Annotated in this window: 11 protein-coding genes, 1 pseudogene and 2 riboswitches; of the genes and pseudogenes, 4 read left to right on the forward strand and 8 right to left on the reverse strand. The window is 47.6% G+C overall.

The genetic code is table 11. The annotated features are described in order from the left end of the window. Nucleotides 1-3: 3 nt before the first annotated feature. The 8 genes and pseudogenes from OXH18_RS01760 to OXH18_RS01795 form a co-directional block, all read right to left on the reverse strand. Nucleotides 4-1,320 (reverse strand): TAXI family TRAP transporter solute-binding subunit, encoded by a 1,317-nt coding sequence (locus OXH18_RS01760; protein WP_268610710.1) that lies wholly within the window; start codon nt 1,318-1,320, stop codon nt 4-6. 263 nt (nt 1,321-1,583) lie between these two features. Then, nucleotides 1,584-2,687, reverse strand: a complete 1,104-nt coding sequence (locus tag OXH18_RS01765; RefSeq protein WP_268610711.1) for a saccharopine dehydrogenase family protein — start codon at nt 2,685-2,687, stop codon at nt 1,584-1,586. 58 nt (nt 2,688-2,745) lie between these two features. Continuing rightward, nucleotides 2,746-4,446, reverse strand: a complete 1,701-nt coding sequence (gene crtO, locus OXH18_RS01770) for a beta-carotene ketolase CrtO (protein WP_268610712.1) — start codon at nt 4,444-4,446, stop codon at nt 2,746-2,748. A 222-nt stretch (nt 4,447-4,668) separates the two neighbouring features. Beyond that, a pseudogene (locus OXH18_RS01775) lies at nt 4,669-5,064 on the reverse strand (response regulator); the annotation flags it as partial. A gap of 107 nt (nt 5,065-5,171) precedes the next feature. Further along, nucleotides 5,172-5,561, reverse strand: a complete 390-nt coding sequence (locus OXH18_RS25240) for a photosystem I reaction center subunit IV (RefSeq protein ID WP_315874624.1) — start codon at nt 5,559-5,561, stop codon at nt 5,172-5,174. A gap of 195 nt (nt 5,562-5,756) precedes the next feature. Beyond that, nucleotides 5,757-6,494 (reverse strand): DUF3891 family protein, encoded by a 738-nt coding sequence (locus OXH18_RS01785; RefSeq protein ID WP_268610714.1) that lies wholly within the window; start codon nt 6,492-6,494, stop codon nt 5,757-5,759. Between the two features lie 148 nt (nt 6,495-6,642). Then, a complete protein-coding gene (locus OXH18_RS01790; RefSeq protein WP_268610715.1) occupies nt 6,643-7,224 on the reverse strand; it encodes a thioredoxin family protein in 582 nt (193 codons plus the stop codon). A 29-nt stretch (nt 7,225-7,253) separates the two neighbouring features. Beyond that, nucleotides 7,254-7,679, reverse strand: a complete 426-nt coding sequence (locus OXH18_RS01795) for a hypothetical protein (RefSeq protein WP_268610716.1) — start codon at nt 7,677-7,679, stop codon at nt 7,254-7,256. A 32-nt stretch (nt 7,680-7,711) separates the two neighbouring features. After that, nucleotides 7,712-7,804: riboswitch (Glutamine riboswitch) on the reverse strand. A 278-nt stretch (nt 7,805-8,082) separates the two neighbouring features. Then, a riboswitch (guanidine-I (ykkC/yxkD leader) is annotated at nt 8,083-8,263 on the forward strand. Nucleotides 8,264-8,394: 131 nt separating this feature from the next. On the opposite strand from OXH18_RS01795, the gene speB reads away from it, so the two are divergent. The 4 genes from speB to OXH18_RS01815 all read left to right on the forward strand — a co-directional run bounded on the left by speB (nt 8,395) and on the right by OXH18_RS01815 (nt 12,588). Beyond that, on the forward strand, nt 8,395-9,600 hold the full coding sequence (gene speB / locus OXH18_RS01800; RefSeq protein WP_268610717.1) for an agmatinase: 1,206 nt from the start codon (nt 8,395-8,397) through the stop codon (nt 9,598-9,600). A gap of 68 nt (nt 9,601-9,668) precedes the next feature. Continuing rightward, on the forward strand, nt 9,669-10,040 hold the full coding sequence (gene hypA, locus OXH18_RS01805; protein WP_268610718.1) for a hydrogenase maturation nickel metallochaperone HypA: 372 nt from the start codon (nt 9,669-9,671) through the stop codon (nt 10,038-10,040). 40 nt (nt 10,041-10,080) lie between these two features. Continuing rightward, a complete protein-coding gene (hypB, locus tag OXH18_RS01810; RefSeq protein WP_268610719.1) occupies nt 10,081-10,800 on the forward strand; it encodes a hydrogenase nickel incorporation protein HypB in 720 nt (239 codons plus the stop codon). Nucleotides 10,801-11,097: 297 nt separating this feature from the next. Further along, complete coding sequence (locus OXH18_RS01815; protein ID WP_268610720.1) at nt 11,098-12,588, forward strand: sodium:solute symporter family protein; 1,491 nt, start codon at nt 11,098-11,100, stop codon at nt 12,586-12,588.

Genomic DNA, 12,588 nt, shown 5'->3' on the forward strand with positions numbered 1-12,588 from the left:
GAATTAGTTAGACGACAAATCTGGAGACACGGGTGGTTGCGATCGAGCATTCATTAAGAGCATTTCGCGATGGCGCAGGGTGGTAATAGCCGTTTCCCAGGGGAAAGTAAATGATTGAAAGGATTCTGGTGAAATCCGATCTTTGTCTAAATCCACGACCACTTGCCGCAAGATTTCAAACAACTGATACCGAATAGTTTCTAATTCGGTTAAATCATTCGCTGTTTGAATTTGCTCCATAAGCGCCACAATTTCTAAGTTGTAGCGATCGGCTCGATTCTTTTGTCTGCCATCTAACCACAGTCGTAATTGCCATAATCCAGAAGCAGCTAAGACCCCTACTGAAAACAGTAGACCGATCGGTTCGGCATACTCTACCCAAAAGACCGGGCGATCTTGCTCGTAATAAGCCTTGGCTCCTGGATGTAGCGGCAAGCCCAAATTTTCTCCAGCCTCTGGCAAACGAATGGTGGCTGTGCGGGGATGTAATACCACTAATTCATTGCGAAACTCGAACAGCGTTTGCGTAATTGCGCGAGTGAGTTTTGGGTCTAGCTCGGCATGACTGATTAGCACTGCCCGCACGCTGACAACTGGCAAATCCTCGGCTGGAATGGGAACGGCTCCATCATAGGTGCCTTTAGGAATTTGCGTAGCTTCCAAATAGGGCAACGACAGCCGCAGTGCTTCGACCTGATCGATCGGCACAAGCTGCGATTGACTGGTGCGCAATAATTCTGCCAAGGCTGGATTACCCAAAGCCATCACCCGCGAGAGGGCATCTACTTCACCTTGACGCAGGGCTGCGTATGCCGCATCGGGCGACATTGGCAGGGCGGTAAAATCGGCAGCAGTAAGGTAGTAGTGTTGGCTGAGGGCCCAAAACAGTTTGTAAGAACCGCTCCCTTCGGGCATTAGGGCGACTCGTTTACCGCGCAAATCGCCAAAGGATCGAATATTAGCGTCCGATCGGGCAATTAAATGAAACACTTCTGGAAACAGAAAAGCCAACGCTCTAGCAGAAGGTTGGGGCGGCGTATCACTTTGAATGATAGCCAGTTGGGCTTGTCCCTGTTGCAATAACTCGATATTTTGCTGAGAGCCTTCTGTTTCTAACACATTAATGGCAATGTCGGGGTGGTGTTGTGCTACAACGGTTGCCAGCGCTTGCCCGAACGCATAGTACTCACCTTGTGCTCCTCCGGTTGCAATCACAAGTCGGTACACTTGATGTTGCTCGCGCCACCATTGCACAGCTAGTCCGGTTGCTGCCACAATGCTAAGCAATACAACTGGAAACACAAAGCGAGCGCGTACCATAATGTGTTCGTTCCCCAGAGATGTTAGAGAAGCGGTCAGAGAGGAGAATTTCAGAGAGAAAGGTATCAGAGAATATGCTCAGAATCTCTCATGTAGTTAAGTCGTTAAGTCAAGGAACCCTCTAGTCATTTTACGCGCCATAGCAAGGGCAATCTAGACCACATCTAGACTGCCCGAACCAGAGACCAGATAGATGACGCGGCTACGATTGGCTGCCATTTGTTGCAATCGCAATCGGCTTGCATATGTATTAGCTGGTTTGGCTAGAGCCAGTGCTGCTGAATCGTCACTCCTCGACTTTGCATCGCCTGCTCGAACAAATGAGTTGGCAAGGCTTCTTCAACAGCCCAAACGCCGGGTTTTTGCACCTGCCCAGACAATACCAGTTCTGCCAAGCTACCGGTTCCACATCCTGCTGCGACAGCCGTACTATCGTGCACCAAGATAGATTGATAGCGGGCAGATTGTCCGTCTTTTTCACCGCTTACCTCGGCTTGCATGGCCACTCCAATACCACTGAAACGATCGGTAATAGCTGTCATCGAATGTCCCACCCTTGACAAGGCTTCCACAAACCCAGGATGGCGAACTAAGGGAGCAGGAAACCAGTTAGCCACTAATGCCGTCAAGTGATTATAAAAATCTGGTGCAGAGCCAAACTTGACAATCACGTTTTGAGCAGAAAAAGCTTCGGTAAGGGTAAAGGCTTCTGGCATATCGAACCAGTACACTCCGGTGCGACCGAAGGGAGGCGGAAAGTCAATCAGTTCTCGACCAGTGTAGGGTTTTACTTGTTTCCACTGATCATCCAACCACACCTCAAATGGATGCTGAAGCCCTAAAAACGTTGTGCGCATCACTGTCACCCCAGCTCCACCTGAACCCGCAACCACATAGCTGAGGTGAATGGTTTCCACCGAGTCAAGTTGCTCCACGGCTTGCCGCACCATGCTGTTGGAAATACCTGGAAAAACTCCAGAATTAACGATCGCCGTTACATTGGCGGCTTGGGCTGCTTCTCGCAACTTCAACACCGTGCGAGTAAACGAGCGATCGTCACTGACATCAATGTAGTTCACCCCTTGGTCAATACAACACCGTAACACCTGATCGTCGCGGTAGCGAAAGGGCCCAGCACAGTGAATCACCAGATTGGCGTTGGCAACAGCTTGGTTTAGGCTTGCCTGATCGCTCAAATTTAACGCTAAAAACTCGACTTGGTCTCCCAATTGTTCTTGCCAAGGGGTTTTTGCCGAGGCAGCGCGTCCTGTAATCGTGATGTTTGCCGATGTGTGAGCCAGCAGATCGGCAGCAACACTCCTACCAATTCGGCCTCGCCCTCCCAAAATCAAAACGCGATCGATCATGATGTTTCATTTCCCACCACAGGGCCGTTTCTACACAAGAATACTAGCTACTCCACAACTAAGATTTGCCCAACTTAAGCGCCGATTCCAATGTAGATTTGAGGGAATCGCCTGCATCCTTCAGGGTTTGTGCCAGCGGTTGCTGCGATCGTAAAAATACTCGGGCACAGTTCCGTCCTGGCATTCCTGAAATAGAGCCGCCTGGATGAGTACCGGCCCCAGTGAGATAGAGTCCTTCGATCGGCGTTTCATAGTTGGCTAGTTCAGGCAACGGCCGGAAAAAGAGCATCTGCTCTAGGCTCATGTCGATGTGGTAGTAGTTACCATTGTAGGCTCCAAGCCGTTCACCAAGCTCGGCTGGGCTTTCAACTCGTCGAGCAATGATAGAGTTTTTCACATTAGGGGCATACTCTGCCAACTTATCAATGAGGCGATCGGCTACTTTATTTTTCAATTCATCTGTCCAACCTGTGCCGTTCTGCCCGGTTCCCTCTAGCCCATCAATTCGATAGGGTGCAAAGAACTCAATCCATAGTGTGTGTTTACCTTCAGGAGCCATTGACGGATCTAACATTGTGGGAACCACCACGTACATCGATGGATCAGCATCGGGAATTCGACCGACCGATGGGTCGTGATGAGACATTTCCACCTGCTTCACTGAATCTGCAATTAAGACAGACCCGATCAAATACTCATCTTGATGATTATATCGTTCAAATCGTGGTGCTTCCGACAATGCACAATCCACTTTCAAAATGGTTTCGTTGTTGTTGATGATGCGGCGATCGAGCCGTTCGCGTAATGCCGGATCAGCACTGTCTGCATCAGCAGGCTCTACCATTTGCAAAAATAACCGGCGTGCATCAATGTTGGAGATAACACCACGCTTGGCCCGGTATTCAGTGCCACCTTTGACGCGCACACCCACCGCTTTGCCATTGTCAATCAGCACTTTCTCGACCGCCTGATCGCAAAGCACCGTTCCACCTAAACGCGCGACGAGTTTCAGCAAGGCTTGGGTCAGTGCCCCGGTTCCACCGCGCGGGCGCGCCATACCAGGATTGTGACGCATGGCCATCATAATTGCCCCGATCGCCAAATTCTTCTGGCTTGGCGGCTCACCTAGCTCTGACGCCAAACGAGCCAAGGGAGCTTTCAAGAATTCGGAGTCAAACTGCTCATTTAAGGTGTCTTCGGCACTGCTGAACATCGTGCGAATCAAGTCCAGCGTTTTGTTAGATAGTCCTACCACAGAGAACAAATCTCTGACTTTGGGCAGGTCGTAGTTGCCAATAATATCAACGATGGATTTAGGCGGCGCATTGAAAATGGGAATAATTCCCCGCAACAATCGTTGCCAAAAATCAGCAAATTCTGCGTATTTCTCAGCGTCGCGTTGATTGAATTGAGCAATCGATGCACAGGTTTTTTCAATGGATTGATGCGCTAAAAAATACTCACCGTTAGGATTGGGGCAGAACACAACCGGATCGCAATAGAGATATTCCAGCCCATATTTCTCTAACTCCAGTTCTTCCACCACTGGACCTAAATGAATGAACTCATGATCGATCGCGCAAAGGTTAAATTTGAACCCAGGTGCTTCGTCAGGCAGGCTTTCTTCAGTCGTAGCTCCGCCTCCAGGAACCGATCGTTTCTCCAGTAATACAACGCTGTACCCAGCTTTTAACAGATATGCAGCACAAACTAGTCCATTGTGACCAGCCCCAATAATTACCACATCGTATGTTTGCATTGCAACTATTACCTAGATATAGAAAAAGCCTATCTAGAAGGTAGGAAATCAGCATGCTCTAAACCTCTCTCGAAAGGGAGGAATCTGAGGATAGTTAAACATTTGTTAAGTGTGTTGGGGTTAAGCACAACACAGCATGGTGAGGGCTTAGCTGATCCGGCTTGTTGCTAGATCAAAACATGAGATCAAGACATGACCTAAGATTGAAATCCTGCATTAACCAACGGTGTGCTTAAGCCTCAGCAACGATCGTACCCGTGCCGACAATTCTTCAACATCGACAGGTTTACGAATGAAATCATTTGCACCTGCGTCAAGTCCTTCTACTGCACTAGAGTTACGATACGCAGTGATTAGCAGAATGGGAATAAAGGGAAGATTAGAATTCTGGCGGATGCGACGGGTGACTTCATAGCCATCAATACCGGGCATCATTACATCGAGCAAAATTAAGTCGGGTGGAGATTGTTCAATCTGAGCCAAAGCCGTTTCGCCATTTTCGGCAAAGCTAACTTCGTATCCGTCGTCTTCTAGGATGGCTTGAATTAAAAACAAATTGTCTGGTGTATCATCAACAGCCAGAATCCGAGCAGGCTCGGAAACATTCTGAAGCGGCATAGAAGTATACCTTTCGTTCAAACAATATTGAGGGCGAAGTCGGTATACAAGCTACTTCACAAGCTAAAGCGGCCTGCTCAACAACCTCGCCCTATGGAGTGCTGACGTTAGCGCGATTCTGTGCCCTGGTTTGGATCACCTTCAATCCGAGGATTGTCAGTACCCGGAGCATCAGCAGCGGCTCCAGGTCTTACTTCCTCACCAGCACCTTGTCCCGTTCGGCGAGTTGCAGCATCGATCGGGGTTTGCTTACCACCGGAGGCAGCATCGCCTTTTGTTGTAGAAGTGACCTTCTTAGCTTCCTTAACGGAAATTTCTTCTAGTTCGGTTTGGGCAAAATTATTCGTGTTAACTCCTGCATAGTTCACTTTATTAAAACGCACGATGACCGGATAGCGAATACCACTTTGGTCAACAGAAGCAACTGTTCCTACATCTTGATACCAGTAGGATTCTTTACGAAGAATCCGTACCTGTGAACCACGTTGAATCGCCATGTTATCTCCTTAACACAAGGTTACAAAGATGGCACCCTTCTAGTCACCTAACTAGGGGATACCACGAATATTTTGTCCAAAGGATCTTCCAACAGGACGAACTACTTTGTCAAAACATTCGTTTGTATCACCACAGTATCTCTTAATGAAAGGCGCTCTGCGTCGGTTTTACATTTTGTTTCACATTGTTCTATTTCACGAAGGAGCTTGTTTTACAAACGTCCACTCTAGAACCTTGATTGGCGCTTGTTGCAAGGCCGTCACTAATTCATCGGTGCTGTTGTACTTCAGTTCAGAGAGGTAAGCGGCTTCCACATTGACAGTAAACCGATCGTCTTGGAAGGGCCAAGGTTCTACCGTAAGACAACCATCTTCCAGTTCCCGCAAATCATAGCGCTGTCCATCGATGCCGCTCGTAATTTCGATCGATCGCCCCGCATCAGGAATTTTGCGTTGGGACAGAATCAGCGACAGTCGATCGCACCATCGCATAAACTGATAGGCGCGCTCGGCTTCTTCAGGATCAATATCAAGTTCTTTGGGCCAGCGTTTCTGGAGTTTAAGTTGTTCGTCGAGAAATTTGTCCCATTCAGCAGACGTGCCGCGTTTGGACTCATTTAAGAATGAGACATGCTTAGATGTCAGAAACGTCACCCATCGTCCTCGATACCGGGCACTGTCAATGAGCGCTTGCAGGCGATCGATCGATGATTCTGGATCAAGGGTGAAATCCAGGGGAGCGCCCGCAGGCGTCAGCTGATGACCTTGCCACTCTTTCTCTAAATCATCGTGGTGAGAAATGGCTGCCACAGTTTCATAGAGCCGGAGAGGGGCATCACTTCTACGCCATTGTCCGGCAATTTGGGCCGCCAACAGTGCATGGGCCCGGTGATAAATAACTTCCCAACCATTCTCCAACAAGTTAACAATCATACGGAGTACGACATTAAGTAATAGAAATTAACAGAAATTGCCCATTGCAACTATAGTGACTCTAGCTGCCGGGTGGTTCTGTCTGAGGAGAGAGGCAGGGAAGATTAGAACTGTGAGTGTACAAAACTAGTTATCGAGTCAAAACAGGTCAACCATAGTAGGGCGGTTCGTTTCCAGCTTTCCATTTAATGTTGCAACCGATGCTAGGCTTTTGCTCGCTGCTGATAGGTTGATGATTAAGGACGGCTTCGATCGCAGCGCGTAGGTCTCGTCCGGTGACAGGTTGGTCATTGCCGGGGCGACTGTCGTCTAACTGTCCCCGATAGACCAGTTTGCGATCGGCGTCAAACAAGAAGAAATCGGGGGTGCAAGCAGCGGTGTAAGCTTTGGCCGTTTCTTGGCTTTCGTCATAGCACAGCGGAAAAGTAAACCCCAATTCTTTAGCCATGGTCTTTAACCCCTCTGGGCCATCATCCGGGTAATTGACAGCGTCATTGGCGCTGATAGCTACAATTCCGAGGCTGCGATCGGCATAATCTTGACCAAGTTTGGCTAGTTCATGCTGCACATGCTTGACGAATGGACAGTGCCGACAAATGAACATCGCCAAAAACGCTTGCTTTCCAGCAAACGTTGCTAACGAAATGGGGGTTCCTGAAACCACATCCGGCAGTTGAAAATCAGGGGCTTGGGTTCCCAATTCCAACATGGTTGAGGCAGTTCTCGCCATATGCAGCTACTCCTTCGTTTCCAGACTTGTCACTGGTAATTGTAATAGAGTCGTTCTTCTAGCCAAACCTGGACTTCTTCTTCAGATTCTAGATAGGTAGCCTGTCCGGTCAGTGGATCATAGGCATACCACCAAACACGCCCCCCTTGATCAGTGATTTGATGAACTTCAGGCTCACTCGAAGACAAGGACCTCCAACTAGAGAGTAGTTGGTTGACACATTCGTCTAGCAATTGCCAGACCTGGGGATGGGATGGGCCAAGCTCAAGCTGCCAGCAGTTGTTTAAATGCTCAATTTGTTGAACCCGGTAGAGCAGAGGCTGATCTCGGTTGATTAAAGTGTGCCAGAAGTATTTAATCTGGTCTATTAGATTGGCTGAAGGAATTGGAACTGAATCTGGGATTAGCTCTAATTGTTTGTAGCGCTGCCACTGCATGTCTACAGAAGATTTCATAAGAATGCTCCGTTGTAGGGTTGAAAAAACGAGGCGCGTTCCTTCGGGGTAGCTCCCTACTTCCGTCCCCTCCGCCATAGATGCAGTTGAGCTTCAGTCACTTGACCTAGCGGGGGATGAACGAATTAAATAAATCGATATCTGTATTACATGATACAAAATGCTTGGACACTTGGGGGCAATGTCATCAAATGTACATATCATTTCTAAACATCATTTCTGACGTAAGCAGACTGTTTGCAGCACTGATGCGCGCCATTCACAACGCTGATACAAAGAAGATGTCTATACGTGTAACTAATTGTAAAGTCATAAGGTCTTGATTTATAGATAAACAAATCTGTTTTAGTGTCTGTCGCTACATTTTTTAATTCGCTTCATTGGTATTTCTAGTGACAGTTCAATGAATTGCTTCTAGGGTTCCGTTTCAACTGGTTAAGGATCTTGTTGCGATCTTTCGTTGCTGTTAACTTTGGTAACTGCTAAGTTGAAGGTCTGGTCCGAGAGAAGCAAGCTAGCTTAGAAAGCCACACTGCTTTATTCAAGGTTTGCTAGCCACACGGCGGGAAAAAAACCCGGGAGGAACTTCAGTTCACGATCGAATGGATCTGGCTGACGGTTTCTTTCGGGTTTTTTTCATTCGTTTGTTGCAACTCGCTCTTGTTCACAAGCTGGTACACTCATGTGCAACGTTTCAATCTTAGAGGGGGTTTAAATGTCTGCTAACCCTGACGATACGCCAACCTTTCAAAGCCCTGAAGTCAATGGACAGGTGCCGACTGAGGCACAGCGGGCCTTAGATCTGGAAACCCGATTGCCTTTGACGGGATGGCAACAAGAGGTGTCTGAAGGACTGGAATACGGACTAGAGGCGGCTGATAGTATCCGCGATCGCACAATTCCCACCTTCTCTCGTGGGGAATTGCCCCATTATGCCGGCATCAACACTTTTCTTAAGGCACCGTACTTGGTCGATGTCCGTGAGGTGGGCAAATATGATGTAGCGATCGTGGGGGTTCCCCATGATTCAGGCACTACCTATCGTCCGGGAACGCGCTTTGGACCCCAGGGGATTCGGCGAATTTCGGCCTTGTATACGCCGTACAATTTTGAATTGGGTGTGGATTTGCGGGAGCAGATTACACTGTGTGATGTGGGCGATATTTTCACCATTCCGGGCAACAACGAAAAGTCGTTTGATCAAATCTCGAAGGGAATTGCGCACATTTTCAGTTCCGGAGCCTTTCCCATCATTTTGGGTGGGGATCATTCAATCGGTTTTCCCACCGTGCGCGGCGTTTGTCGGCATTTGGGGGATAAGAAAGTAGGAATTATTCACTTCGATCGTCATGTAGATACTCAAGAAACAGACTTAGACGAACGAATGCACACTTGTCCTTGGTTTCATGCTACCAACATGGCCAATGCACCCGCTAAAAACTTAGTGCAGTTGGGGATTGGGGGCTGGCAAGTGCCGCGCCAAGGAGTGAAAGTCTGTCGAGAACGCGCCACCAACATCCTAACCGTTACCGATATTACCGAAATCGGTTTGGATGCTGCCGTAGAGTTTGCCCTAGAACGAGCATTAGACGGAACAGATTGCGTTTATATCAGCTTCGACATTGACTGCATTGATGCTGGCTTTGTACCAGGGACAGGCTGGCCAGAACCTGGTGGATTGTTGCCCCGTGAAGCGCTGTATCTTTTAGGAAAAATTGTGCAGCGTGCTCCAGTTTGCGGACTAGAAGTAGTGGAAGTGTCTCCGCCATATGATGTCAGCGATATGACAGCGCTAATGGCGACGCGGGTGATTTGCGATACGATGGCGCATTTGGTGCTGTCTGGTCAATTGCCACGTCAGGAGAAACCCGCTTACATCAATACCGAAGCGAATATGCATGTGGACATGGCATGGGTGTGAAGAAAAAAGACAAAAAGTGAAGGAATGAAGAATAGAAATCAAGGTGAAAGAGTGAAGGAATTTTGATCATGCATGAAACAGACATGACCAAAGCATTGATTCTGACAGTAAAAGATTGGTGGGAGTCACAACCCGATCGCCCTACCATCTCGCACGTCTATCTGACAGTGGGCCAATTCACCTGTGTTGAACCTGCGAGTCTACAGTTTAGCTTTGAGGTACAAACACGTCAGACGTTTTTGGACGGAGCAAAACTCGTCATTCAAGAAACCCCCTTAATTGCTTTTTGCCATCATTGTCAGCAAGAGTATCACCCCGAAATTGGCATTCACTATGCTTGTCCCACTTGTCAATCGCCGATGGATGATATTCGGTCTGGTCGAGAACTGAAAATCGATCGACTCGAATATACTTCCCAACCCCCAATTCCTCTTCCCTAACTCCAACTCCCGATTCCCGACTCCTATTTCCCAACCTACCATGCATCAAACCTTTGACGCCGCTCTAGAAATCAACCTACTCCACGCCAATCAACAAGGTGCAGACCACAATCGATCGCATTTTGATGAATGGGGAATTACCTGTTTGAATGTCATGAGTAGTCCTGGTGCTGGAAAAACAGCCCTGTTAGAGAGAACATTAGCTGAACTGAATCATGAATTAAGAATGGCGGTAATTGAAGGCGATATGACAACTGAATTAGACGCCGATCGCCTACGTCAATACAATGTTCCAGTGATTGCCATTAACACCGGACGTTCCTGTCATTTGGATGCCAGAATGGTGGCAGGTGGAATTCATCAATTTGCCCATCAATACAATCCGTCGGACTTTGATTTGGTGTTTGTAGAAAATGTCGGCAATTTGGTTTGTCCGGCTAAGTTTGAGGTAGGTGAACACGCTAAAGTTGCACTACTCAGTGTTACGGAAGGGGAAGACAAGCCGCTGAAATATCCGGTGATGTTTCAAGAAGCAGATTGCCTGTTAATTACCAAATTGGATTTAGCCCCCTATTTGGATGTAAAGCTCGATCGCATTGTCGAAAATGTGCGTCAGATGAATTCCCACGTGACCATTATTCCCGTTTCTGCCAAAACTGGTGAAGGGTTAAGTCAGTGGTTCGATTGGATTCGATCGAGCTTGTCTCACTACACAATGCAAAATTTGCCAATTTCAGCCAGTATGTCATTAGGTGGTTAGTCAACTTTAGACTAGTTTGTGTATTGCTCAAAATCGCAATGCATGTGCGCTAATGCCTCCTATCACTATTACCCCCATTTCCTTGTAGCCGGTAGAAGTTATTGCTTGTCGTATATCTCAAACAACGACGAAGTTTGCGCTATTTTCATGCTTTTGGCTAGTATCAAATAGTGCACAAATTAAATATTCGTGCTTGTCGATACAGATTCTTAGGTCAAGAGGTATTTACGATAAACGCAACATCGAGACTTATTGTATCGTTCATCAATCAAGAAGTAGCTTCAACGGATCTTGTTTATGTCTAATACAATTCTTTTCTGGGGAATCATTGCATTCCTTTTGGCAACGCTTGGTGTTGGCGTTTATGCTTCAAAGCAAATCAAAGGAGATAGCGTTAATTATTTAGTGGCAGGACGAGGCTTAGTGCTACCGTTGGCGGCAGCAACTCTAATGGCGCAATCGGTCGATTCTAACGCTACGTTGGGAAATACGGATTTAGTCGCTGAATTCGGGTTTTGGGCTGGAGCCTCATTGCCGCTGGGGTTGGCGCTTTGCTTATTTTTAACTGCCATATTCTATGCAAAGCCGTTGAACCGCATGAACTTGATCACGCTACCTGATTTTTATCGGGTAAAGTATGGTCGCATGACAGAGTTTGTTGCTTCAATCATTATGGTATTAAGCTTCTCGTTCTTACTGGCGGGAAACTTAGTAGCAGGTGGATATTTGTTTCAAACCTTTTTGGGAACTAGCTACACAGCGGGCGTAGTGTTTATTGCGCTGATTGTGTTCATCTACACGGCTAGCGGCGGCTTGTTTGCTGTGGCTTATACAGATGCAATTCAGGTGGCGATCGCATTTTTGGGTTCTATCCTGCTAATTGGGTTTGTTGCCCTAGCATTTGGACTCAATATTCCGGCGGATACCGGGCCATTGGCGTTCGGACAACTGACCAACCCTGAGCAAGGTGCGTTGATTAATTGGGCCACCCTATTAGCCTTAGGGCTGGGTGATATTGTGGCAATCGATTTTATGGCGCGAGTTTTTGCAGCAGAAAGCCCCGAAACAGCACAGCGGGCTTGTTTTATCGGTTCGCTTGGAACGGTAATCATTGGCGTTCCCTTTTCCATCATTGCTCTGTCTGCATCTCAAATTTTGGATCAGGCCGGAGTCGTAGCAGATGGGCCATTACTTTTCGCCATGATTCGAGATATTGTTCCTCCCGTGATTGGGCTAATTGTGATTGCTGCTATCCTCTCTGCGTCATTATCAACGGCTGATGGTGCAATTCTAGGTACTTCCTCGGTCATTGCTCACAATATCATCGGCATTCGCCATACTGATCATGGCGCAGGAGGCGATCGCTTGCTAGCTCTAACTCGCACGATGGCCGTTGTCATTACCTTACTTGGTATTTTCTTCGCGCTGCGGGTTCCTCAAACTGGTGTCTTATTGTTGTTAGCGTTTGATTTAGGCTTTGCGGGTTTATTAGTTCCACTGACAGGAGGGTTATTCTGGCCCAAAGCCACTCGAGAAGGAGCATTGGCTTGTATTATTGTTGGCTCTGTTACACGGTTAATATTGTTCATGCTGATGCCAACCACCTTTGGAATCGATAACACGTTGCTATACATTCCAAACACCCTCTTTACGCCTGACTTTGATGGCATTCCGACGCTAGTTAGTCCACTAATTGGGCTAGCTGTATTTCTAATTGTTTCAAACAAAACTTACCGAGGCTTACGTGCCGAAGATCCAGAAACGGCGCGGGAGTTGCAGCGGCTTTAG

Origin of the sequence: Thermocoleostomius sinensis A174 (genome assembly GCF_026802175.1) — a bacterium.
GTDB lineage: Bacteria > Cyanobacteriota > Cyanobacteriia > Elainellales > Elainellaceae > Thermocoleostomius > Thermocoleostomius sinensis.